We start from the raw sequence: 23,111 nt of genomic DNA, 5'->3' as shown, positions 1-23,111 counted from the left end.
TTGCAAGGGGCATTAGCTCAGTTGGCTAGAGCACCACACTGGCAGTGTGGGGGTCATCGGTTCAAGTCCGATATGCTCCACCATTTTGGTGATATGCGGAATTTCAGAAATGAAATTCCGTTTTTTTTATTTCAGTCGCCCCGAAGAAAAGTTTATTCCTGCAGGAGTTCTTTCAGCCTGGCAAGGTCGACGGCCCGCATCGGGTTGTTTCGGGCTGCTGGTTCCAGCTGGGCGATCTCCTTTTCGGCGAGTGCGAGCGGTTGCGGGCAGGAAGCGCGATTGTGCGCGGAAGCCGCGAGAATGGTAAGGATATGGAGCGCGTATTTCCGCTCGGAGGCTTCACCGTGAACTGCGCTGGCGATCAGCCGTTCGAAATCGTTCTCTGAAAATATGAGTTGCCTTTCCTCCAGAAAATCCGCGGCTTCACGAATATATTCGGGTGTGGGCGGTTGCGGTTCCCGTTCGAGCGGAAACCACTCCGAGCGGATCCGGTCCGCCGGCCGGACTCCGATATCGTACCACAGCCGGGCGGCCCGCAGGTCGAAACGCAGGAACAGCGCTTTCAGAAATCGCTGTTCTGGACTGGCTCCGTAACTCCGGTACATGGCGATCTCCCGCTCCAACTGCCGGTTTTCCTGTGTCAGCTTCCGGATTGCTGCCGAACATTCCGCCTCGATCTCTGCCGAACGCGGATCGGTCTCCACCGGGCGTGGTCCGGGCGGCGGCAGCGGAACCAACGCGATCACCAGAGCGGCGGCGACCAGAATGGAGGCGCACAGAACCCGCTTCCGGGTCCGGTAGTCGGGCGTGAACCACTCCATCAGAGCAGAAACTTTCGGTTCGGGAACCGGGGCGCCGACGCCGGGCAGTTTGTGGAGTTCCCGGATCAGTTCCCGGGCATTCCGGGGGCGTTGAGCGGGGTCCTTGGCCAGCATCCGCATGGTCAGCACCGATATTGAGGCGGGCAGCTCCGGGTTGAAGCGGCGCGGATCGGGCACCGGCGTCTGCAGCATTGCGGTCACGACCTCCAGCGGAGTATTGCCGGAGTAGGGAGGCCGGCCGGTCAGCAGCTCGAACAAAGTTGCGCCGAGGCTGTAGATATCGCTGCGGCCGTCGACCACGCCTCCGCGGCGGCATTGCTCCGGAGAGATGTAGGCGGGGGTGCCGAACCGCTTCTCATCGGGACTTTCCGGCTCGGTGTTCCGGCGGGCGATGCCGAGATCGGCCAGCTTCACACCGCCGGAGGAGGTCAGCATGATATTGTCGGGCTTGATATCGCGGTGCACAATTCCGGCCCGTTCGGCGGCGGTCAGCGCTTCGGCAACGGCCAGCGTGATTGCCGCCGCCCATTCCCACGCCGGACGTTCTCCCCGGCGGATCAGATCCTCGACGGAGCCGCCGTCGATATATTCCATCACCATATAGGCCAGTCCGGTTGCCGGATCGACGGCCGCGTCGATCACCCCGACCACATTGGCATGGTGAATCCGGCAGGCCAGCCTTCCCTCGGTCAGGAATTTTTCGAGATAGGCGGGGTCTCCGGTCATTTCCGGCTGGAGCACCTTGGCGGCATAGCGGGTGCGGGAAGCGGGATCGCTCACCAAGTAGACCTCGCCCATTCCGCCGCGTCCGAGCAGGCGGTCTACCACATATTTTCCGAGCCGGTCGCCGGATGTGAACAAAGTCGGGGCGCTCATCGATTTTCCTCCGGCGGTTCGGTTTTCAGTACGATCCGCCAGGCGTCCCGTGCGGTTTTCAGGCGGCGGTAGTCGGCCTCAAGGCGGGCCTGTTCCTGCTGAAGCTGCCGGGCCTGTTCCGACAGGACCGGTTCCGGACGGGGACGGTCATGCCAGCGCCGGAATTCACGCCGGCCGCGCCCGAACAAGGCAAACGAGAGCAGCAGCAGGGCCGCGATCAGGTACAGCGTGCTCAGCCGGGGAACGAGGCGTCCGAGCTGCGGCCGGTTGCGGCGGGGGCGGTTCGGGGAAAGGTCCGGAAGCTCCGGCGGAAACTCCCCGGCCAACTTGCGCGTCGCGAACAAAAGCTCCGTGACGGAGCCGAAACCGGCCGCGGAATTGCCCGACAGCATTCTCATGATCAGCAAAGCGAGTGGCCCGGGGACGTCGCTTCGCGCCTTGCGGACATCGGGACCGGCGTACCGGCCGGTTTTCGGCGGTTCAACGCCGGTCAGCATCCGGAAGAGCAGTGCTCCGGCGTTGTGGATGTCGGGATTGGAGCCCCCGGCAATCCGCAGGTTCACCTCGTCGATCGCCGATTCGAAACCGGCCAGCTTGAAGCCGGAATCTCCTATCAGCAGCGTATGAGCGGAAATATTGCCGTGCGATAACAGTTTGGCGTCCAGTGCCGCGATGGCTTCCGCCAGCGTCAACGCGGCGGAGACGGTTTCGGCGGGGGTGAAAAAGCCGAAATTGCCGTATTCCTCCAGCGGCTGCGCTTCCGGAAAATCCAATACCGCGTACAACAGGCCGCTGGCACGGTCGGTGGTCGCCTCGAAAATCCGCAGCAGTGCGGAGGAGTCGATCCGCGCCGCCCGGCCGCACCGCTCCAGAAACTGTTCGCCGACCTCCGGCGCGCGTTCCACGGAATCCGGTTTCAGAATCCGCAGGATCCTTCTGGCGCCGAGCTGGATGTGGATGACGCGGAAACTGCGGAAGTGCCCGGTTTCCATGCCGTCGTCGAGCAGTTGGTAACCGTTGAATTCTTCTCCGGTGCGAAGGGAGGCGAGCCGGGCGGCGGCCGGATTGCCGCCCGGAGTCGTTTTCGGGAGGAGCGGAACCTTCATACCGGCTCTCCTTCCCGGTAGAGGACCGTGCCGAATTCCAGCAGCCTTCCGTCAGGCTGGATACGGGTCAGGGAGCCGCGCGCCGGCTGAATCCGCCACCGTTCCGGCAGGGGAATATGCAGGATTTCGCCGATCAGGTGCATCAGCACGCCGCCGTGGGTGACGGCTGCGATCCGCTGTTCCGGCCGCCGCATGATCTCGGCGAGCCACGCCGACACCCGTGCGCGGAAAGCGGCGACCGATTCGCCGCCCGGAAATACGAGCTCTTCCGGATTGGAGAGCCACCGCCGGGCCAATTCGGGATCGCGCCGGTTGATCTGGTCGAAACGCAATCCGTCCCAGTTGCCGAAGTCGATTTCGCAGAGCCGGGCGTCCGGCTGGAGCGGCGCTTCCTCACCGGCGATGAGCCGGACGCTTTCGAGGGCGCGCGGCAGGGGGCTGACACAGATGAGCTCGGGTGAGAATTCCCGGAAGCGCGGAGCCAGCGCCCGGCATTGGTTCCGGCCTGTCCCGCTGAGCGGCGTCGGCGAATGTCCGACGTAACAGCCTCGCATCTCTTCCGGCAGCTCTCCATGCCGGATCAGCATCAATTCCATTTGAACACCCCCTGTTCCTTTTCCATAATATAAGGGGGAAACACCTGAATCGCAAATAAAGGTTCCCCGGGAACGGAAAATTCCGGCGGTCAGCGGATGATTACGTTGCCGTCAAAAGAGAGGTCGAAGGTGCCGCGGGTGTCGCCGCGCCGCTCGGCGTGGATGATCGCGCTCTGCAGGGTGCTGAGCAGGAACGCGAAGTTCCGGTTGTGGGCCGGGATGATGACCTTGCAGCTTTTCTGATTGCGGTAGCGCATGAAAAATTCCAGCTTTTCCGGGTTGCGCACGTTGATCGCGACGATTGAGATGTCGGGAAAGTTGCGCACGGTCAGCATGATCAATTCGAGAGCGGGATTCAGCGCATCAAGCTTCATGCCGGCCTCGATGTCTTCAAGTCTCATGCCGAGGATTACCGGAAGCGGCAGCGAAACGCTCATCGATTCGAGGCGGGGAATCACCATACCGGTTTCGTCGACCACCCAGCGGGCGCGGGGGTTGCCCAGCACGGCGCGCGGGATGCGCTCGATCACCCGCAAATGCAGCGTATCCGGCAGGATCCGGACCACTTCGCAATTGCCGACGCTCGGAATCGCCATCAGTTGCCGCCGGATCTCCGCCGGTTTCAAGGAGAACAGGTTCATACCGGGGCGGATCCCCAGACGGGAAGAGAGCAGCGGCGCCTTATCCTGCCAGTAGCCGCCGGATTTCACGACCACCTCGCGCAGCTTGAACCGGTCGTTGCGGTTGAACAGCTGCTGGCGGGCCCAGAACACCCCGAAAACCAGCGCCGTGGCCGCCGCGATCAGGATAAACAGCACCAGCAGCGCCCGGAACAGTTTTTCGCGGTCGCTGCGCACTCCGGCCACGTTCTTGGCCGGAGCTTTCTTGTCCATGTTGTTTTTCGGAGCTGCCATAAATTCATCCGGTTACTTCGGTTCAGCGATAATCGTTTCATAATATAGACCGTCGCCCTGTTTTTTAAACCTGTCCGATGCCTCCTTTTTCACATTTTTCCGGATTTTTTTGAAAAAAATTCGGAGACCGGGCCGGTTGGCCGGACGGAAAAGCGGACATTCTGTCCTGAATGTGGAGATGATCGGTTTTCCGCCGCTGATGTCCCGCCCCCGGCTTCCGTGTCGGAGAACGCCGGAGCCGGCGCCGTGCCGAGTGTGTCTGAATGCTGGCCGTTTGAGCGGAATAAAACTCAAACAGCGGAAAAACGACGGAAAAACGACGGCGCGAAACCATCACTCCGCCATTTTTTCGTCAGTAACGGATATGCCGGAAATTCAGCGAATTAATTTGCAAAAAGCCATGACGCGTGATATTTTAAACAATTGTTGCAATTAAACCAGTATTTCTGGAACCTCAATCCGCTTTTGGATTGAAGGCGATTGCCGGGAGTTTTCCCGGCGAAAGCCGCACCGCGAGGGTTGCATTCGAACGAAGGGGCTGTATCCGGCATGGAGAGTCCCCGCGTCAAACCGCTTTCTTCCGTGTGTGTTGTTTTCCGGAATACCCCAAACAATGGAAGTCCATAATGGAAGAGGCAAAGCACATTTGTGTGTACTCCGGGAGCGCCCACCCGGAGCTGTCGCAACAGATTGCGAACTATCTCGGCGTCAGTCTGGGCAAAGTCCACCTTACCCATTTCCCGGACGGCGAGATTTTCGTCCAGTTCGAAGAGAACGTGCGGCGCGCCGATGCGTTTCTGATTCAGCCGACCTGCAAGCCGCCGAACGACAATCTGATGGAGCTGCTGATCATGATCGACGCCGCCCGGCGGGCGAGCGCCGCGCGGATCACGGCCGTGCTTCCTTTCTTCGGCTACGCCCGGCAGGACCGCAAGGACAAGCCGCGGGTTCCGATTACCGCCAAGCTGGTGGCCAACCTCCTGACCGTCGCCGGTGCGGACCGCATCATCACCATGGACCTCCACGCCCAGCAGATCCAGGGATTTTTCGACATCCCCGTCGACCATCTGTACGCCCGTCCGGTTCTGGTGCCGTACCTGAAGAAACTGATCGGCGACAACGGCGTGGTGGTGGCCCCCGATTCGGGCAGCGCCAAAATGGCGATGAACTACGGCGACATGCTCGAAGCCGGCTTCGCGGTGGTGACCAAGCGGCGCATCAACGCGACCACCGTGGCTTCCAGCCATCTGGTCGGTGACGTGAAGGGCCGGATCTGTGTGATCACAGACGACCTGACCAGCACGGCGGGTACGCTGTGCGCCGCGGCCAAGATCCTGATCGCGCACGGAGCGGCCAAGGTTTACTGCGCAGTTTCGCACTGCCTGCTCAGCGAGGTCGGCAAGGAGAAGCTGCTGGCGACTCCGGAAATCGAGCAGATCATCACCACCGACGCGGTTCCGATCGTCGATGACCTCGGCGGCCGGATCAAGGTGATCAGCATCGCGCCGCTGCTCGGCGAAGCGATCCGGCGCATCCATGACGGCAAATCGGTGTCGTCGCTGTTCTATATCAATCACTAGAAAATATCATATTTTAAACGGCTCATAAAATTACCAAGATTAAGGAAAGGGGTTCCATGAGCAATGTAAGCAATGAAATTGCGGTGCAGGAGCGTAAGGATTTCGGCAAGAACGCTTCCCGCCGCGCCCGTAAAGCCGGCCAGATTCCGGCTTCCGTCTACAGCAAGGGCAAGGAAAGCAAGTCGTTCCTGGTCGATGCGGATGCGTGGAAGGTCCTGACCGGCCATCACGGCTCGCACATGGTCACGCTGAAGAACGGCGACGCTGAAATTCACGCGCTGATCAAGGAAGTTCAGTTCAACTACCTGAAGAATTATGTGTACCACATCGATTTCCAGGAAGTCGACATGGACAAGGAAATCGTCGCGGCGGTTCCGGTCCACGCTCACGGCGAGTCCGTCGGCGCGGCCCACGGCGGCATCCTTGAGCAGGAGCTGCACGAGCTCGAAGTGATCTGCCGCCCGGCCGACCTGCCGGAAGCGGTGACCGCCGACGTGACCAAGCTCGACAAAGGCGAGCATCTCTGCGTGAAAGACCTCGTGCTGCCGCAGGGCGTCCGCACCGAAGTCGACGGCGAAACCATCGTCTTCCACGTCGGCCTGCCGAAGGAAGAGGCGGAAGCGCCCGCCGAAGAAGCTCCGGCCGAGCCGGAAGCGATCAAGGAAAAGAAGGCTGACGAAAAGTAACTTTGGATGCGCCGCGGCCGCGTGAGGCCCCGGCGGGAGTTCGGCGATGAATGACGGCAGAGAAGAGATCAGGCTGGTCGTGGGGCTGGGAAATCCCGGTTCCGAATACGACGGCACCCGTCATAACGTCGGATTCATGGTGATCGATCGACTGCTGGCCGCTTTTCCGGCCGGAAGGTTTGAGGAAAAGCACGTGGCGGAAAGCCGGGTTTTCACCGGAAATTTCCGCGGCCGGAGCCTGATATTGCAGAAGCCGCTGACGTTCATGAATCTGAGCGGAAATGCGGTGGCTCCCCTCGCCAGGAAGCTGGGAATCGCACCTGAAGCGATTCTGGTGATCTCCGACGATCTGGATCTTCCGCTGGGCCGGTTGCGGCTCCGGGCGGGAGGCGCGGACGGCGGCCACAACGGCCTCAAGTCGATCATTGCGGAACTCGGCAGCGCTTCCTTCAAGCGGCTGCGGGTCGGAATCGGGCGGCCGAAACCCGGGGAAACGGTCGATTATGTGCTCTCGAAGTTCGAGGGCGGCGACGCGGAGACGTTTGAAGCGGTGCTGGCGGCATCGGCTGACGCGGTTCGCGCGGTGTTGACGGGCGGCATGAGCCGGGCGATGAACAAGTTCAACGCCTGGGCGCCACCGGAAAAAAGTGAAACAAACCAATAAAAAAGAGGTTTTATCTTGAAAAAATACGAAGCGGTATTCATTCTGGACATCCGTCGCACGGATGATGAGGGAGCGGCGTTCTGCAAGGAGTTCTCCGAGCTGATCGCGTCGCTGGGCGGCACGCTGGAATCGACGACCCCGATGGGCCGCCGCCAGTTTACCTACGAGATCGACAAGCGCAAGGCCGGAATCTATTTCGACTTCGTCTTCGAGCTCGAAACCGCCAAGGTCAAGGACATCAAAGAGAAGTATAAGCTCGACGAGCGCATTCTGCGCAATCTGATCGTGATCTACGACCGCCCCGCGGCGACGGAGAACGCTCCGGTTGCGCTGAATATGGAGTAGTCCGTTCCGGTGTCGCAATACGGAATTGAAAACTTGAACCATCAAACCGGGAGAACGTGGCATGGCATCATCACTGAATAAGGTATTTCTGTTGGGTAACTTGACCCGGGACCCCGATCTGCGCTATCTGCCGAACGGTTCCGGCGTCTGTGAATTCGGACTCGCCGTGAACCGCCGGTTCGTCAGCAACGGCAAGGAGATCGACGAGACCTGTTTCGTCGACATCGTCGTCTGGGGAAAGGCCGCCGAGAACTGCAAGCAGTTTCTGGAAAAGGGTTCTCAGGCGCTGATTGAAGGAAGGCTCCAGTTCGACCAGTGGGAAGACCGTAACGGCGGCGGTAAACGCTCCCGGTTGCGCGTGGTTGCGGATCAGGTTCAGTTCATGAGCCGCCGCAGCGACGGCGGCGGTAATTACGGGCAGGGCGACGGCGGTTACAACGCTCCTCCGGCCGGCGGTAATTACGGACAGCCTCAGGGCGGCAATTACGGTCAGCAGGGCGGTTACGGCGGCGGATATGCCCAGAATGACGGCGGAGCTCCCCAGATGCCCCGCGTCAACAATTACCAGCAGCGGAGCGCGGCTCCTCAGATGCCGCGCCAGGTTGCTCCGCAGGCGCCGGGCAGCATGCCGCGTGCTCCCCAGCAGCAGATGCCGCCGATGCCGCCGGAAGGCGCTTTCAATCCCGACGAGGGGATGGAGGACGACATTCCGTTTTAAGTCGCGGAATGGTCCGGGTGAATGATTTAAAAAAAGAAATTGAATCAGTGAATTCATAACGAAAGGTTGCAGTTTATTATGCAGGGTGCGAAGAGACAAGGTCGCCGCAGATCGCCGGCGAAGCCGAAAATTTGCCGTTTCTGCGAAGCGAAGGTTTCGTACATCGACTTCAAGGATGCGGAAACGCTGATGAAGTTCCAGACCGAAAAGGGCAAGATCATGCCGCGCCGGATCACCGGTACGTGCCTGGATCACCAGAAGATGCTCGCGACGGCCATCAAGCGGGCCCGCATCATCGCTCTGGTCTACTAATTGAGTAAGGGAGGAAGTATAATATGGCTCACGTAAGTTTGATCCTCCTCGATGACGTCGAGAAGCTCGGCCTGGCCGGGGATGAGGTGCATGTCGCTCCGGGTTATGCCCGCAACTACCTGATTCCGCGCGGTCTGGCGGCGAAAGCCACTCCGGGCACACTGCGTCTGATCGAGTCCCGCAAGGCGATCATCGCCGCGCGCCGCCAGCAGGAGCTGGCGGACGCTCAGGCGCTGGCCGCCAAGCTCGCCGAAATCGAGCTTTCGATTCCGATGCAGGCGACGGAAGACGAGCAGCTCTTCGGTTCGGTCACGAACCGCATGATCGCCGATCTGCTGGCCGCCCAGGGCATCAAGGTCGAGCACAGCCGCATCAAGGTCGAACCGGCCATCAAGACCCTCGGCAAGTTCGAGGTCGATGTGAAGCTGCACAGCGATGTCGCGGCGAAACTCAGCGTCTGGGTTGTCCGGGGCTGAGTCTGAATGGCTGAAGACGCAAGAGCGGCCCGCCGCCCGGACCCCGCGAATATCGCGGACCGGGCGCAGCCGCATGACAACACTGTGGAACGTGCGGTTCTCGCGGCGATGCTGCGGGAGCCCGCGACCTGTGTGGACGTCGTGATTGAGCATTTCCGGGATCCGGAAGTGTTCTATTCACATGTTCACCGCACGATTTTTGAAGCGATTGTCGAGTTGCACAACGATCCCAAGCTGAAGGTCGACCTGATTTCGGTCGCCCATCGGCTCAAGACGATGGAAAAGCTCGACATGATCGGCGGCGAGGTGTTCCTCGGCGAACTGTACACCAGCATCGCCACCGCAGTGAACCTCGACGCATGGTGCCAGATCCTGCGCAAGTACGCGACGCTGCGGCGGATGATCGACGTCTGTTCGGAATCGCTGCTCAAATGCTACGATTCGGATGCCGACGCCGCCCAGCTGGTCGAACAGATCGAAACCGACATCTTCAAGGTCCGCAGTGAAGAGAACACCAACAGTATCGTCGAAATCAAGGACACCATCGAGCAGGAGTTTCACGCACTGTACGACCTGCTCGACGGCAAGACCGAGGTCGGCATCCCGACCGGTTACACCCAGCTGGATAAGTATACCGGCGGACTCAAGGCCGGCGAGATGTTCGTGCTGGCGGCCCGCCCTTCGATCGGCAAGACCAGTCTCGCCTTGAACGTGATCCGCAACCTGGTGCTGCCGACCCGTTCGCCGCATCCGCGCAAGGTGGCTTTCTTCAGCTTGGAAATGACCGAGGGGCAGATCGCCCGCCGACTGCTCTGCACGGAAGCGGGAATCTCCGAATCGGTGTTCTGGAACAAGACGTTCCAGAGTTCCGACCTGACCAAGCTGACCGGTGCGGTTTCCGCTTTCCAGAAAGCGAAGCTCTTCATCGACCCGACCGGCGGCATCACCATCGCCGAACTGCGTGCCAAAGCCCGCCGCCTGAAAATGAAAGAGGATATCGACGCGATCGTGATCGACTATCTGCAGCTGATGCACGCCGACGGCCGCACCGACAACCGCCAGCAGGAGGTCGGTGAAATCTCCGGCGGCATCAAGGCGCTGGCCAAGGACCTGAAAATTCCGGTGCTGGTGCTGGCGCAGCTGAACCGCGAAGTGGACAAATCCAACGGTCCGGCCGGCATGCGGCCGAAGCTGGCGCACCTGCGTGAATCCGGAACCATCGAGCAGGACGCCGACATCGTGACCTTCCTGCACCGGAACCGCGACGACGCCAAGGAGGTCAGCGACCCGAACCAGAGCGTGAAGGCGGAGTGGATCGTGGAGAAGAACCGTAACGGCCGGACCGGCGTGATCGAACTGAACTTTTTCCCGACCCGGATGGAATTTCTGCCGGCGGCTCCGTATGATGAGGAGGATTGTCCGCAATAAAACGGACACTCGCCGCGTTATTGATCGTATCAACTTAAAACTGCTTTTTCAGGAGAACAGACGGTGAACTGCATCAAACTATGGGGCCGCGCGGCGGTCACTCTGATATTGACGGCGGCTTCCGCTTTCGCGGCGAAGGTGTCCGACGTCAAATTCGATCAGCAGGGGATTCAGCAGCTGCCGGCGGAGCAACTGCGGTTCAACATCCAACTCCGTCCCGGAGCGGAGTTCAAGCAGGAGATCCTCGACGAGGATGTGAAGCGGCTCTTCAACACCGGCAATTTCGCGGACGTGGTGTCCGAGGTGAAGCGCCTGCCGGACGATCAGGTGGAAGTCACTTTCAAGCTGCGGCTCAAGCCGCGCGTGACCCGGGTGCTGTTTCAGGGAAACGCGAAATTTTCCACCCCTGAGCTCGCCAAGGAGATTTCCGTGATGGACGGAGCGCTGCTGAACGACCGCGACCTGCGCGAAAGCGCGCAGAAGCTGCGCAAGTTCTATGCGGACAAGGGGTATTTGCAGGCGACCGTCTCGCCGGTAATCGAAAACGACGGCAAAGACCAGGTCAAAATCACCTTTCAGATCGCCGAACACCTGAAGCAGAAGGTGAATGATGTGAACTTCGAGGGCGCGACGGTTTTCTCGCAGTGGGACCTGCGTCATGCGATCGCCAATCAGTACAGTTACCTCAACTGGGTGCCTTTCCTGAACGACTATCTCAACCGGGGACTGCTGAACAAACAGGAGCTGGAGATGGACAAGGCGCGGCTCCGCGACAAATACCACGACGCCGGTTATCTCGACTTCAAGGTGGAGGATATCAAGCTGACCCCCGATCCGGAAGATCCTGAGTATGTCAATGTTGATTTCAAGCTCAGCGAAGGGGAACCTTACAAGGTCGGCAAGGTCTCGGTTTCCGGCAGCACCGTGTATACCGCGGAAGAGCTGCTGCCGCTGATCCTGCTGTCGGCGGGCGAGGTTTTCTCGCAGGCGCTGGAGCAACAGAGCGTCCGCAATATCGCCTCGCGCTATGATGTGCTCGGTTATGCCGATGTGACGGTGCGCCCGGTGCGCAGCGAGGATTATGAAAAGCATCTGGTCGATATCGACTTCGAGATCGTGGAAGGACGCAAATATACGGTGCGCGACACTCCGGTGATCGGCAACACCGACACCAAGACCAAGGTGATCCTGCGCGAAATGGCGATCCAGCCCGGCGATCCGGTGGACCGCAACCGCATCGAAGCGAGCAAGCAGCGGCTGATGGGCATGGGTTACTTTGAAAAGGTGGAAATCGCGGCGGTTGGCGCGGATGCGCTGAATGAGAAGGACGTCCAGATCCGGGTGCAGGAAAAGGAGGGGCGTTACAACTTCCGCGTCGGCGCGGGCGCGTCGGACGTGAACAGCCTGTTCGGCATGGCCGAACTCTCCACCGACAATTTCGACATCATGAATCCGGGCAACTGGTTCTACGGCGGCGGCCAGCGGCTGCGGCTGCAGGGGATCGTCGGTATTGAGAACAACGGCTTCAACATCGACTTCGTGGAGCCGTGGCTGTTCGACCTGCCGCTTCGCTTCGAGCTTTCCGGCTATATGAACATGGTTGAATACGATCACTGGAATGAGGAACGCATCGGCGTGCGCACCTCGCTGTCGCGCCGCGTTTTCGACGATTTCACCCAGATTTCGATCGGTTACAAGTTTGAGCATGTGAATGTGAACCGCATCAGCAACCGGCTCAAGGAGTATATGCGCACCAACGATCTTGACGGCGGCCAGTGGGTCAGCCAGCCGTCGATCATGATCGGCCGCGACACCCGCGACAACCTGATGGATCCGACCAGCGGCTACAATTTGAACTTCTTCGGCTCGATCACGCCGAAGGCGCTCGGCTCCAGCAATGACTACTACCGGCTGGAAGGCAAGGGAAGCTATTACTACAGTTTCTTCGACAAGGCGATCGTCGCGATGGTCGGCGGCAAGATCGGCACGGTCGCGAGTTTCGACCGCGACGACGACGTGCCGATCTTCGAGCGGTATTTCATGGGCGGCAGCGACTCGATCCGCGGCTTTGAATACCGCACGGTCTCCCCGAAATACGACGGGGAGAGCATCGGCGGCCAGACCATGCTGCTGCTGACCGCCGAAGTGACCCATCCGATCTGGGGACCGGTGCGCGGCGCCGCGTTCGTGGATGCGGGCAACGCGTGGCGCAACTCCTACAGCATGGGATTTTCGAAGATGAACGTCGGCGTCGGCTACGGCCTGCGGATCCGGCTGCCCGTGATCAATGCGCCGATCCGGCTGGACCTCGCCTACCCGGTGGTCAACAATGTGGACGACGAGCCGAGCCGGCTGCGGTTCCACTTCAACGTGGGGTTCACCTTCTGATGACGCCCCGGCCTGAATATACTCCCGATGCGGAATCGCTGGAACGGATCCTGAAACGGCTCCGCGCTCCCGGCGGCTGCCCGTGGGACCGCGAGCAGACCCGTGAAACCCTGAGCCGCAGCCTCGCCGAGGAGGCCGCCGAAGTGCTCGATGCGATCGACCGCGGCAACGCGCCGGATATCTGCGACGAGCTGGGCGATTTGCTGATGAATGTGATCTTTCAGGCGGTGGTGGCCGAAGAGCGCGGCGAATTCACCTTTCAGGACGTCTGCGGCGGCATCATCGACAAGATGATCCGCCGCCACGCCCATATCTTCGGCGACGCCAAAGCGGAAACCGCCGGGGATGTCGCACAGCTCTGGGAGAAGATCAAGGCCGGGGAACGCAAAGACAAGCCCGCGCCGCAATCGATTCTGGACAAGGTGCCGCCCTATCTGTCCGCCCTGAACCGGGCGGAGAAGCTCCAGAAGAAAGTTTCGAAGGTCGGCTTCGACTGGGACGATCAGGCGCAGATTCTCGCGAAGATCGAGGAGGAGCTGGAGGAACTGAAAGAGGCCTTCGCTTCCGGCGATGCGGCGGCAATCGACGATGAATTCGGCGATCTGCTGTTTGCGGCGAGCAATCTGGCCCGGTTCCGCAACGGGAAAACTTCGGAGGAACTGCTGCGGCAGTCCAACCGTAAATTTGAAACGCGGTTCCGCTATATCGAGCGTGAACTCGCCGGAGCGGGCATTCCGCTCGAAGAGGCCGGCATCGACCGCATGGAAGCATTGTGGCAGGCGGCCAAACAGGCGGAAAAAGAGGCCGCCGGAGGAGAAAAAGAAGATGCGTAAAGAATTTCTGCCGTTTACCAAACCCGCGATCAACGAGGACGACATTCAGGCCGTAACCGACGTGCTCCGCTCCGGCTGGATCACCAACGGTCCGCAGAATGCCGCGCTGGAACAGGGAATCTGCGACTACACCGGCAATCAGTACGGCGTGGCGCTTTCCTCGGCGACTGCCGCGATGCACATCCTGCTCAAGGCGATGAACATCGGTCCCGGCGACGAGGTGGTCACACCGTCGATGACCTGGGTTTCGATCGTGAATATGATCGTGCTGGCGGGGGCGACTCCGGTTTTCGCGGAGATCGACCAAGATACGATGCTGGTCACGCCGGAGACGCTGAAAGCGGCGATCACTCCCCGCACGAAGCTGATCGTCCCGGTCCATTTCGCCGGAGCCGCGCTCGATCTGGACGGCCTGCGCGCTGTCGCGGGAGACATCCCGCTGGTGGAGGACGCCGCGCATGCCCTCGGCACATATTACAAGGGCAGGCACATCGGTTCGACCGGTTCGGCGATCTACTCGTTTCACGCGATCAAGAACATCACCACCGGCGAGGGCGGCATGTTCGTGACCGACGACAAGGCGCTGGCCGACCAGATCCGGCTCTGGAAATTCCACGGCATCGGCATGGATGCGTTCGACCGGCAGAACCGGGGACGTTCGCCGCAGGCGGAGGTGCTGCAGCCCGGATTCAAATACAACCTGACCGACATCTGCGCCGCAATCGGCGTAAGCCAGCTCAAACGGCTCAACCAGATCAACGCGAAGCGGCGCGAGCTGGCGATGCTGTACCGGGAGAAGCTGGCGGAGATTCCGGAGATCCGGCCGCTGGCCGATCCTTCCGGTTACGATTTCACGCACGCGTGGCATCTGTTCGTGGTGCGGGTGGATACTCCGAAAATCGACCGCAATGCCTTCATGGCGAAGCTCAAGGAGCAGAACATCGGCACCGGGCTGCACTTCCGCTGCGCCCATCTGCAGAAATATTACCGTGAAACGATGGGGTTCCGGGCCGGCATGCTGCCCGCGACCGAATACAACAGCGACCGGATCTGCTCGCTGCCGCTCTTTCCGGCGATGACCGCGGGAGATGTCGGCGACGTGGCGGAAGCGATCAAGACGGTGCTCGCTCACGCGTAGCGGAGGGTCATCGATGGCTGGCAATACGGATCCATCCGAAGCGGTCGCCCGGCGGAGAAACGAACTGTTTTTCTGGGCATTTGCCGTGGTGGTGCTTCTGATCTTCCTGGGGCGCAACGCGTTGTGGACCTCAGAGGGAAGATGGGCGGAGATTGTCCGCGAGATGATCGCCTCCGGTGATTACCTGCATCCGTCGTTGAACTGGCAGATCTATTTCGACAAGCCCCAGCTCTCCTACTGGCTGATCGTGCCGTTCGCCCATGTGCTGAACGGGGTGAACGAATTCACCGTGCGTCTGCCCAGTGCGCTGGCCGCACTGGTCGGACTGTTCGGTACGGTTACGCTCGGCAAGCGGCTGTTCGACCGGCAGACCGCCCTGCTGGGCGGCTGGCTGCTGCTCGGCAGCTACGGCTTCCTGTTCTGGGGACGGACGGCGGCGGCGGATATGGCGAATCTGGCGGCGGTGATTCTGGCGGTGGCCTACTTCTTCCAGGTGGAGGAGCGCGCCGGATTTTTCCACTACCTCGGCTTTTACCTGATCTGCTTCGCAGGGGCGCTCGCGAAGGGGCTGCCGGCGGTGATTCTGCCCCTGGCGCTGATTCTTCCTCATCTGCTGGCGGAGAAGCGGTGGAAGCGCCATCTGCGTTTCGGCAACATCGCCGCATTCGGCCTGGCGGCGGCGCTTTACCTGACGCCGTTCTATCTGGCGAAAATCGTGCTGCCGGTCGCGGGTCAGCCGCTGTCGGGCGCGGTGGATTATTCCGGCTTGCAGCAGGTGTGGCGGGAAAACGTGCTGAATGCGTTCGTATTCGATGCCGACTCGCTGTTTTTGTACTTCTACAGCCTGCCCCGCGTTCTGCTGCCGTGGACGCTGGTGATCGGCGTCGGCATTGCCGGAATGATCCGGCAATGGAAGGAACTTCCGCCGGTGGTGCGTCAACTGCTGGTCGGCACGTTGCTGATGTTCGCGCTGTTCTGCGCAGCCGGAACCCGCCGCTGGTACTACATTCTGCCGATGACGCCGTTCTGTGCCCTGCTGGGAGCAGCGGGAATGACCCGGCTCGGGTATGACGGCTGGAACCGCCCCGCTCTGGTCCTGATGCGTTATCTGGTGATTGTCGCCGGTTCGCTCTGCCTGGCTTCGCTGATCGCGCTGCCGCTGTGGAACCGGGTGGTACGGGTGCAGCCGCCGGGATTGCTGATCGCGGGGCTGACCGCGGCCGGGATTCTCTCGCTGATCGTGATGCTGCTGGACAATCAGCCGAATATGCCGGTGGAACGACTCACCGGCATGCCGCCCCGGATCGCGGCGACGGTGCTGGGCGGAGCGATTCTGATCGGCACATTGTTCGGCTGCGTGCTGCCGTCGTTGACTCAGTTCCGCACGGAAAAGCCGTTCTATCTGGAGCTGAAAGGCGCGCTTGCCGGAATTCCGCCGGATGCAATGCTGTTCTGGCAGGACAATGCGGATGAAAAATACCTGTTCTATCTGGAGTTGCGTGAACCGGTCCGGGACACCTCCTCCCGGAATCCGGAGGAAAACTATGCCGAATTGCGCCGGTTTGTGGCCGACCATGCGGGAAAGCGGGTCGTCATCATCGCGGTCAACACTCCCTCCGAACTGGCGGAGCTGGAACAAGCCGCAAAGCGGATCGGATTGAAAATCGATGTGCAGAAGCCGGATTATTCCGAGAAACCGACTCCCGGAGTCCGGGATTGTTCGAATAAAAGAGTCGTGTGGGTCCTGGAGCTGCCCGGACGCGCACCAACGCAAGCAACAGGAAAATAACGCAGGAAACCCGCTATGGAAAACCCCAACATCATCCAGTATATCTCCGTGGTCGTCCCCGTTTACAACGAGGAAGGCTGCCTTCAGGAACTGATCGACCGTACAATCAGGGCGCTTGATTCGACCGGCAAAAAGTACGAATTCATCCTGGTTGACGACGGCAGCCGCGACGCCTCCGCCGAGATCATGCGCAAAGCCGCCGAGGCGAAGCCGGATCAGGTGATCGCCTGCATCCTGAACCGCAATTACGGGCAGCACTCCGCAATCATGGCGGGATTCTCGCTGGTGCGCGGCGATCTGGTGATCACGCTGGATGCGGATCTGCAGAATCCGCCGGAGGAGATTCCGAACCTGGTCGCCGCCGCCGAACGCGGCAACGACGTGGTCGGAACCGTGCGCCAGAACCGGCAGGACACCTGGTTCCGCCGCACCGCCTCCAAGATCGTGAACCGTGTCGCCCAGAAAGCCACCGGCGTTAAAATGCACGACTACGGCTGCATGTTGCGCGCCTACCGCAGCCACGTGGTCAAGGCGATGCTGCAGTGCAACGAGCGCAGCACCTTCATCCCGGTGCTCGGCAACAGTTTCGCGCGCAACACCTGCGAAATTCCGGTCGCCCACAGCGAGCGCGCGGTCGGCGACTCCAAGTATTCGCTGATGAAGCTGATCAACCTGCAGTTCAACATGTTGACCTGCATGACGACGGCTCCGCTGCGTGTACTGACCTGGTTCGGGATGCTGGCGGCCTTCTGCGGCTTCCTGCTGAGCTTGTACATCATCATCCGCCGTATCACCGACGGCGATACTTGGACCAATGGCGGCGTGTTCACGCTGTTCGCGGTGATGTTCGTCTTCATGGGAATCCAGATGGTCGGCATCGGCATGATCGGCGAATACATCGGCCGCATCTACACCGATGTGCGCAACCGTCCCCGCTATTTCATCGAATCGATCATCGGCCGCAAAGAAGAAAAAGAATGAAAGTCCTGATCAGCGCGGGGCCGACCCGGGAGAAGATCGACGCTGTCCGTTTCCTCTCCAACCGTTCGACCGGCAAGATGGGTTACGCTCTGGCCGAAGCCGCCAGGCGGCTGGGCCACCGGGTCGTGCTGGTCGCGGGGCCCGTCAATTTGCCGGATCCCGCCGGAATTTCCGTGATTCACGTGGAATCGGCGGCGGAAATGGCGGATGCGATTCACGCCGAAGCGGCGGATTCCGACCTGATCGTGATGGCCGCCGCCGTCGCGGATTACCGTCCGAAACGGGTAATTGACGGAAAAATGAAAAAATCCGACGGATCGCTCCTGATCGAATTTGAACGGACCGAGGATATTCTGGCGTCGCTCGGAAAACGGAAACGGCCGGGACAGCTTCTGGTCGGTTTCGCCGCCGAAACCACCAGCCTGATCACCTATGCGTCGGAAAAACTGGCCCGCAAAAATCTCGACTGGATCGCCGCTAATGATGTGAGCCGTTCCGATATCGGTTTCGGCAGCGACCGCAATGCCGTCACTTTGCTCGGAAGTGACGGAAGCCGTTTTGAGATCGGCCCCGCCCCGAAATTCGAGGTCGCGCTGGAGCTTCTCCGGAAAATAACGGAAAAGTAACGGACGACAAAGGCGAGTCGTTCCCGGCCGCCCGAGGCAACGAAAAAGCCCGGTATGCGAAGTGTGCATATCGGGCTTTTTCGTTGAAAGCGGAAGAATTACTTCTTCTTGGCCTGGGCGATCGCGGCGCGGACTTTCTCCTTGCAACGCTCCAGATAGGCTTTGCGGCGGCGACGCTTTTCGATCTTATTCAGCTGCTGTCCCATTTCGACTCCTTGGAATAAAACTTTTTAAGAATTTACCAGTTTGAATGTTAAATATAGTGCAGGATGCGGAAAATTCAAATAAAGATAAACAATTTCATTCCAAAATTATCGGAAACGGCCCGATGCGTTTTGCAATTGGCTTCAAAACTGTTATTTTATATCATGTATCTGTGTGGTGCTGTCATAAAGAGGAGAATGTGATGATCCGTTTCAAGAAATTCCTGCCGCTGCTGCTGGCGATACTGGCGTTCCATTTATTTGCGGAAGCGGTTCCGGCCCCTGTCGCGCAGGCGCTGAAACTGTCCGAACAGGCAAGTGCGAAACGCTTCCCGAACGCCGACAGCGTGCTGCTGTACGATGAGCAGCACGTGGTCTATCAGGCCGACGGCACCGCCGTCACCACCGACGACTATTTCGTGAAAGTGCTGACCGAGGCCGGACGGCGCGCGATGGGGACGCAGAGCTTCTATTTCAACACCACCTACGAGGAGTTCAAACTGGAACTCTGCGACGTGCTGAAGCCGGACGGCAAGACGGTCCGGCTGGATGTCGCGGAGAACAGCAAAATCGCGGTGAGCCCCGGCCAGATGGGTTCCAATATCTACGACCCCGCCAACAAGATCATGACCGTCACGATTCCGGAGCTGGAGGTCGGCGACATCATCCGGCTCCGGGCGGTGGAAAAGGAGATCAAGCCGCGGGTGGCCGGCGTCTGGTGCGGCCTCTATCTGCTGCAGAGCGACTCCCCGGTGCTGGAGTACCGGATCACCATCGACGGACCGGCGGACCGGCCGCTCAAGTCCATCGCGGTCAAAGACCCGGTCGGCGGCTCCGTGAAGTTTTCGGAGGAGAAGAAGGACGGCCGCATTCTCTACTCGTGGGTCGCGACGGATGTGCCGCAGGTAATTCCCGAACCGGACATGCCGGAGCTTTACACCTGCGTACAGCGCCTGGCGGTCAGCACTGCCGCCAACTGGAACGAGATTTCCCAATGGTACTACGCGCTCTGCCGTCCCCGGCTGGATGCGGTGACTCCCGAAATCAAAGCCAAAGTCGGTGAGCTGACCAAAAACGCGAAGACGCCGGAGCAGAAGGTAATGGCGCTCTTCCAGTTCGTCTCCCAGCAGATCCGCTATATGGGCATCACCGCCGAAGCCGAGGCCCCCGGCTATGAGCCGCACGACGTGTCGATGACCTTCAACCAGCGTTACGGCGTCTGCCGCGACAAGGCGGCGCTGCTGGTGTCGATGCTGGAGCTGGCCGGTTTCAAGGCGTATCCGGTGCTGTTCATGGCCGGGCCGCCCAAGGATGACGAGGTGCCGAACAACTACTTCAACCATGCCGTCGTCGCGGTGGAGCTTGCCCCCGGCAAATATCAGCTGATGGACCCGACCTACGAGACCACCACCGAACTTTTCCCGTCGTCGATGGGCAATATGAGTTTTCTGGTCGCGAAGCCGGAGGGGGACGCACTGCGCCGCTCCGAGGTGACGCCCGCCGCCGAAAACGTGATGAAGATCGCGACCCGCGCCGCGGTGGCGCCGGACGGGGTGCTCTCCGGCGCCACCGAACTGGCCTTCGGCGGCATCAACGACCAGATCTACCGCGATGCGTTTTCCCGCTGGCCGGTCGATTACCGCAAGCAGTTCTTCGCGGCGCAGCTGAAACGGGCGATTCCGGGTGCGACGCTGGAGACGCTGGAGGTAACTCCGGCGGACGTGCGCGACATGAGTGTGCCGCTGGCCGTGAAACTAACCTTCCGGGCCACGGAGTTCCTGCCGGAGAATCCGGCGGAGTTCCTGCTGCAGCTGCCGGAATTCGGTTCCGGCTTCGGCGCGGTCTCATTTATGATGGGATCGTTCGGCCTTGAAAAGCGCCGGTTCAACCTGCTGCTCTTTTCGACCTGCGCGGTCGAGGAGAAGTTCGACCTCGCGGTGCCGCCGCTGTGCCGGCTGGTTTCGGTGCCGGGCAGACTTGAGGTAAAGGTGCCGGGCGTGCTGGACTACCGGCGCTCGCTCTCCGCCGGCGCCGCGATGGTCTCCGGCAGTTCGAGGCTGTCGCTGGATACCGTTGAAATCAAACCGGCGCAGTACGTCGAACTCAAGCAGGCGCTGCGGAAGATCGATTCGCTCGAACGGCAGCTGCCGATCGCGAAGATCGATTTTGCCGGAGTGCCCGAGCAGTTGGTCGCCTCCGCGTTCCCCGGCGCCGACTCCATTCTGCTCGACAGCGCCGAAACCGTCACGATCCACGATGCTTCGAGCTGGACTTCGGTGGCGAAGGAGCGCCGCAGGGTGCTGAATTACGCCGGGGTCAAGAGCTGTTCCGAGCTCAAGCTCTCCTACAATCCGGTCTGGGAGGAGGTCTCCGTCGCCGCGACCGTAACCGCGCCGGACGGGAGCAGACAGGAATTGGGAGAGAAGGAATTGAACCTGATGGATGCGCCGTGGGTGAGTTCCGCCCCCCGCTATCCCGCCGAAAAGGTGCTGGTCGCCAGTCTGCCGGGTGTTGTGCCGGGTGCGGTGATCGAGAGCACCGTGACCCGCAAGGTCAAAGAGCGCCCCTTTTTCAGCCGCTATGTGCCGCTGGCCGGAGATGCTCCGGTAGTGCGGAGCAGTTTCGCGCTGACGGCCCCGTTCAAATTCGACTGCCGCGTCGGCGCACCGGACACCAACCTTGCCGTGCAGGAATTTGTGGATTCCAACCGGCTGACCCGGATCTGGAAGAGCGGCGATACGCCGCAGCTGCCGCGCGAACCGGGACAGGCGCCGCGTTGGATGTTCGCTCCGACTTTGTACCTCTCCGCCGGAAATTACGGCAGCTTTGCGAAGGCGCTTTCCGCCGCTTTGCAGGCCAAAGTCCGCCCCGGAGAAAAGATCAAAGCGCTGGTCGGGGAGTTGAAGCTGGTCGACGATCCGGCGGTCCGCCCGCTCGCTTCGGAGCGTGAAGCCAAGCTGAAGCGGCTGCGCGACTACGTGGCCCGTAATATCCGTTCGGCAGGCCCCGGCCTGAACCAGCTGCCGTGGAGCTGCTTCTCGTTGCCGGAAACCACCCTCGCTTCCGGCTACGGCAACAGCGCCGACCGGGCGATCCTGCTGGCAGCGATCCTGAAAGCCGCCGGAATCGAAAGCCGGTTTGTGGCCGTGACTCCGTTCGGTTACGCTCCCGCCACGCTGAAGCTGCTGAGCCGCTACCCCGCGAATTGGTTCAGCGAGGTGCTGGTCTACGTACCGGCGTATGAAACCTATTTGAACGACACCAGCGAATACGCGAAGGTCGGCGCGGCGCGCAGCGAGGAGCAGATCGGGCTGAACCTCTCCGACGGACGGCTTCAGGTGATCCGGCCGCGCCGCAAATCGGAAAGCTCGGTGTCACTCTCCTACGCGATCGATCTGCGCGCCAACGGCTCGGCGGAAATTCAGGTGCGGCGACAGGTGACCGGCACCGATTTTGAAAACGAAAACCGCCGCTTCGCCGAAATGACGCCGGAGCAGAAGCGGATCTTCTTTGAGGAGCTGGTCTCCGGCTTTTCGCAATCCGCGAAACTGGCGGGCAAGCCGAAAATCGACTTCGACAGCTATCCGGGCAGACTCGAATACACGGTCAGGGTGCCGGATTTCGCGGCGGCGGCGGACGGTTACATGCAGTTCGAACTGCCCGGCTTTTCGGAGCTGGCGCAGCGGGTCGCGACGGCGGAGAAAAGCCGCCGCACCCCGGTATGGCGCAACAAGCCGTCGCGGATTTCGCTGGAGTACCGGATCCACCTGCCCTCCGGCTACCGGGTGGTGGCGGACCGCCCCGAGCGCAAGGAGCTGGGCAGCTTCGGTTCTTCCGCGTTTTACGAGTATTTCGAGCCCGGCGAAAGCACGCTGCGGATCGACTGCGGCCTGACGCTGCCGGTCGAACTGGTGCCGCCGCTGGATTACAACAAGCTCACCGAATTGCAGCGTGAGCTCTCCAAACTCGCTTCCGGCCGGATCATCCTGACCAACCGGAAAGCGCCAACCACGGAACAGAAACGATGAAGATCGTCACCATCCCGGTCGGACTGCTCGACACCAACTGTTATTTAGTCTATGTCGAATCCAGCCGCCGCCTCTATGTGATCGATCCCGGCGCCGATGCGCCGGAGATCGTCCGCGCCGCCCGCCGCTTCGATTTCAGGCGTGCGAGCATCCTGCTGACCCACGCCCATGTCGACCATATTTCGGCGGTCGCCGAAGTCGCCGCGGCATTGCAGGTTGACGGCGTGTTTCTCGCGGAGGAGGATCACGAGCTTTACCGCAGCCCGGACAATGCGCTGCTCCCCTACCTCGAAGCGGCCCGCAACCTGCCGGAAGCTGCCGTTTTCGCGCCGAACGACGATTTTACGGTGATTCCGCTTCCCGGCCACACGCCCGGCGGCAGCGGTTTCCTGTTCCGGGAAAGCCCGGCGCTGTTTGCCGGAGACACGATCTTCGCCGGTTCGATCGGCCGCACCGATTTCCCGGGCGGCGACTTCGGCACGATCATCGATTCGATCCGGAACGGCATTCTGACGCTGCCGGACGAATTGACGATTTATCCCGGCCACGGCTCTCAAACCACTGTCGGCGCCGAGCGCCGCTCCAACCCATATATTCAATAGC

The 23,111-nt window shown here is 60.8% G+C and carries 20 protein-coding genes and 1 tRNA gene; 17 read left to right on the top strand and 4 right to left on the bottom strand.

Translation table 11 applies throughout. From position 1 onward, the window contains the following. Nucleotides 1–6 precede the first annotated feature (6 nt). A tRNA-Ala gene (locus C8D82_RS07810) sits at nucleotides 7–83 on the top strand. Between the two features lie 69 nt (nucleotides 84–152). Here C8D82_RS07810 and C8D82_RS07805 read toward each other — a convergent pair. The 4 genes from C8D82_RS07805 to C8D82_RS07790 form a co-directional block, all read right to left on the bottom strand. After that, nucleotides 153–1,697, bottom strand: coding sequence for a serine/threonine-protein kinase (locus tag C8D82_RS07805; protein WP_116883712.1), 1,545 nt, complete (start codon nucleotides 1,695–1,697; stop codon nucleotides 153–155). Continuing rightward, nucleotides 1,694–2,803: a serine/threonine-protein kinase gene (locus tag C8D82_RS07800; protein WP_116883711.1), complete on the bottom strand. Its 1,110-nt coding sequence runs from the start codon at nucleotides 2,801–2,803 to the stop codon at nucleotides 1,694–1,696. Before C8D82_RS07800 ends, C8D82_RS07805 begins: the two co-directional genes overlap by 4 nt. Then, nucleotides 2,800–3,399 carry a histidine phosphatase family protein gene (locus C8D82_RS07795; RefSeq protein ID WP_116883710.1) on the bottom strand — a complete coding sequence of 200 codons (600 nt, stop codon included), beginning with the start codon at nucleotides 3,397–3,399 and terminating at the stop codon, nucleotides 2,800–2,802. Before C8D82_RS07795 ends, C8D82_RS07800 begins: the two co-directional genes overlap by 4 nt. Nucleotides 3,400–3,488: 89 nt before the next feature. After that, complete coding sequence (locus C8D82_RS07790) at nucleotides 3,489–4,313, bottom strand: cell division protein FtsQ/DivIB (protein WP_116883709.1); 825 nt, start codon at nucleotides 4,311–4,313, stop codon at nucleotides 3,489–3,491. 626 nt (nucleotides 4,314–4,939) lie between these two features. On the opposite strand from C8D82_RS07790, the gene C8D82_RS07780 reads away from it, so the two are divergent. The 16 genes from C8D82_RS07780 to C8D82_RS07705 all read left to right on the top strand — a co-directional run bounded on the left by C8D82_RS07780 (nucleotide 4,940) and on the right by C8D82_RS07705 (nucleotide 23,110). Continuing rightward, the gene (locus C8D82_RS07780) at nucleotides 4,940–5,893 is read left to right on the top strand and encodes a ribose-phosphate diphosphokinase (protein WP_116883707.1); all 954 of its coding nucleotides are present in this window, start codon (nucleotides 4,940–4,942) and stop codon (nucleotides 5,891–5,893) included. Nucleotides 5,894–5,949: 56 nt separating this feature from the next. Continuing rightward, nucleotides 5,950–6,579 carry a 50S ribosomal protein L25 gene (locus C8D82_RS07775; protein ID WP_116883706.1) on the top strand — a complete coding sequence of 210 codons (630 nt, stop codon included), beginning with the start codon at nucleotides 5,950–5,952 and terminating at the stop codon, nucleotides 6,577–6,579. A 46-nt stretch (nucleotides 6,580–6,625) separates the two neighbouring features. Then, entirely contained in the window at nucleotides 6,626–7,243 is a 618-nt protein-coding gene (pth, locus tag C8D82_RS07770; RefSeq protein ID WP_206212635.1) for an aminoacyl-tRNA hydrolase, read from the top strand. A 15-nt stretch (nucleotides 7,244–7,258) separates the two neighbouring features. Continuing rightward, nucleotides 7,259–7,588 (top strand): 30S ribosomal protein S6, encoded by a 330-nt coding sequence (gene rpsF, locus C8D82_RS07765; protein WP_165832918.1) that lies wholly within the window; start codon nucleotides 7,259–7,261, stop codon nucleotides 7,586–7,588. A gap of 61 nt (nucleotides 7,589–7,649) precedes the next feature. Continuing rightward, nucleotides 7,650–8,306, top strand: coding sequence for a single-stranded DNA-binding protein (gene ssb, locus C8D82_RS07760; RefSeq protein ID WP_116883704.1), 657 nt, complete (start codon nucleotides 7,650–7,652; stop codon nucleotides 8,304–8,306). A 78-nt stretch (nucleotides 8,307–8,384) separates the two neighbouring features. Then, a complete protein-coding gene (rpsR, locus tag C8D82_RS07755) occupies nucleotides 8,385–8,618 on the top strand; it encodes a 30S ribosomal protein S18 (protein ID WP_116883703.1) in 234 nt (77 codons plus the stop codon). Nucleotides 8,619–8,641: 23 nt separating this feature from the next. Then, nucleotides 8,642–9,094 (top strand): 50S ribosomal protein L9, encoded by a 453-nt coding sequence (gene rplI, locus C8D82_RS07750; protein ID WP_116883702.1) that lies wholly within the window; start codon nucleotides 8,642–8,644, stop codon nucleotides 9,092–9,094. Nucleotides 9,095–9,100: 6 nt separating this feature from the next. After that, on the top strand, nucleotides 9,101–10,522 hold the full coding sequence (dnaB, locus tag C8D82_RS07745; RefSeq protein WP_116883701.1) for a replicative DNA helicase: 1,422 nt from the start codon (nucleotides 9,101–9,103) through the stop codon (nucleotides 10,520–10,522). 63 nt (nucleotides 10,523–10,585) lie between these two features. Further along, on the top strand, nucleotides 10,586–12,910 hold the full coding sequence (gene bamA, locus C8D82_RS07740) for an outer membrane protein assembly factor BamA (protein ID WP_116883700.1): 2,325 nt from the start codon (nucleotides 10,586–10,588) through the stop codon (nucleotides 12,908–12,910). Then, on the top strand, nucleotides 12,910–13,743 hold the full coding sequence (mazG, locus tag C8D82_RS07735) for a nucleoside triphosphate pyrophosphohydrolase (RefSeq protein ID WP_116883699.1): 834 nt from the start codon (nucleotides 12,910–12,912) through the stop codon (nucleotides 13,741–13,743). The genes bamA and mazG overlap by 1 nt, the downstream gene beginning before the upstream one ends. Next, nucleotides 13,736–14,881, top strand: a complete 1,146-nt coding sequence (locus C8D82_RS07730; RefSeq protein ID WP_116883698.1) for an aminotransferase class I/II-fold pyridoxal phosphate-dependent enzyme — start codon at nucleotides 13,736–13,738, stop codon at nucleotides 14,879–14,881. Before mazG ends, C8D82_RS07730 begins: the two co-directional genes overlap by 8 nt. A 13-nt stretch (nucleotides 14,882–14,894) precedes the next feature. Then, entirely contained in the window at nucleotides 14,895–16,670 is a 1,776-nt protein-coding gene (locus C8D82_RS07725) for an ArnT family glycosyltransferase (protein ID WP_165832917.1), read from the top strand. Nucleotides 16,671–16,685: 15 nt separating this feature from the next. Then, nucleotides 16,686–17,651, top strand: a complete 966-nt coding sequence (locus C8D82_RS07720) for a glycosyltransferase (protein ID WP_116883696.1) — start codon at nucleotides 16,686–16,688, stop codon at nucleotides 17,649–17,651. Next, the gene (coaBC, locus tag C8D82_RS07715) at nucleotides 17,648–18,277 is read left to right on the top strand and encodes a bifunctional phosphopantothenoylcysteine decarboxylase/phosphopantothenate--cysteine ligase CoaBC (RefSeq protein WP_116883695.1); all 630 of its coding nucleotides are present in this window, start codon (nucleotides 17,648–17,650) and stop codon (nucleotides 18,275–18,277) included. Before C8D82_RS07720 ends, coaBC begins: the two co-directional genes overlap by 4 nt. A 406-nt stretch (nucleotides 18,278–18,683) precedes the next feature. Further along, a complete protein-coding gene (locus C8D82_RS07710; RefSeq protein ID WP_165832916.1) occupies nucleotides 18,684–22,508 on the top strand; it encodes a DUF3857 domain-containing protein in 3,825 nt (1,274 codons plus the stop codon). Further along, nucleotides 22,505–23,110, top strand: coding sequence for an MBL fold metallo-hydrolase (locus C8D82_RS07705; RefSeq protein WP_116883693.1), 606 nt, complete (start codon nucleotides 22,505–22,507; stop codon nucleotides 23,108–23,110). Before C8D82_RS07710 ends, C8D82_RS07705 begins: the two co-directional genes overlap by 4 nt. Nucleotide 23,111 lies beyond the last annotated feature (1 nt).

The organism is Victivallis vadensis (assembly GCF_003096415.1).
Taxonomy (GTDB): domain Bacteria; phylum Verrucomicrobiota; class Lentisphaeria; order Victivallales; family Victivallaceae; genus Victivallis; species Victivallis vadensis.
This window is presented reverse-complemented; position numbering and strand designations above follow the sequence as displayed.

Coding starts and splice junctions, on each gene's coding strand:
- C8D82_RS07780 (WP_116883707.1), top strand. CDS start 4,940: ATGGAAGAGGCAAAGCACATTTGTGTGTACTCCGGGAGCGCCCACCCG.
- C8D82_RS07725 (WP_165832917.1), top strand. CDS start 14,895: ATGGCTGGCAATACGGATCCATCCGAAGCGGTCGCCCGGCGGAGAAAC.
- C8D82_RS07730 (WP_116883698.1), top strand. CDS start 13,736: ATGCGTAAAGAATTTCTGCCGTTTACCAAACCCGCGATCAACGAGGAC.
- rpsR (WP_116883703.1), top strand. CDS start 8,385: ATGCAGGGTGCGAAGAGACAAGGTCGCCGCAGATCGCCGGCGAAGCCG.
- ssb (WP_116883704.1), top strand. CDS start 7,650: ATGGCATCATCACTGAATAAGGTATTTCTGTTGGGTAACTTGACCCGG.
- pth (WP_206212635.1), top strand. CDS start 6,626: ATGAATGACGGCAGAGAAGAGATCAGGCTGGTCGTGGGGCTGGGAAAT.
- rplI (WP_116883702.1), top strand. CDS start 8,642: ATGGCTCACGTAAGTTTGATCCTCCTCGATGACGTCGAGAAGCTCGGC.
- C8D82_RS07720 (WP_116883696.1), top strand. CDS start 16,686: ATGGAAAACCCCAACATCATCCAGTATATCTCCGTGGTCGTCCCCGTT.
- mazG (WP_116883699.1), top strand. CDS start 12,910: ATGACGCCCCGGCCTGAATATACTCCCGATGCGGAATCGCTGGAACGG.
- C8D82_RS07775 (WP_116883706.1), top strand. CDS start 5,950: ATGAGCAATGTAAGCAATGAAATTGCGGTGCAGGAGCGTAAGGATTTC.
- dnaB (WP_116883701.1), top strand. CDS start 9,101: ATGGCTGAAGACGCAAGAGCGGCCCGCCGCCCGGACCCCGCGAATATC.
- C8D82_RS07800 (WP_116883711.1), bottom strand. CDS start 2,803: ATGAAGGTTCCGCTCCTCCCGAAAACGACTCCGGGCGGCAATCCGGCC.
- C8D82_RS07805 (WP_116883712.1), bottom strand. CDS start 1,697: ATGAGCGCCCCGACTTTGTTCACATCCGGCGACCGGCTCGGAAAATAT.
- C8D82_RS07795 (WP_116883710.1), bottom strand. CDS start 3,399: ATGGAATTGATGCTGATCCGGCATGGAGAGCTGCCGGAAGAGATGCGA.
- C8D82_RS07710 (WP_165832916.1), top strand. CDS start 18,684: ATGATCCGTTTCAAGAAATTCCTGCCGCTGCTGCTGGCGATACTGGCG.
- coaBC (WP_116883695.1), top strand. CDS start 17,648: ATGAAAGTCCTGATCAGCGCGGGGCCGACCCGGGAGAAGATCGACGCT.
- C8D82_RS07705 (WP_116883693.1), top strand. CDS start 22,505: ATGAAGATCGTCACCATCCCGGTCGGACTGCTCGACACCAACTGTTAT.
- C8D82_RS07790 (WP_116883709.1), bottom strand. CDS start 4,313: ATGGCAGCTCCGAAAAACAACATGGACAAGAAAGCTCCGGCCAAGAAC.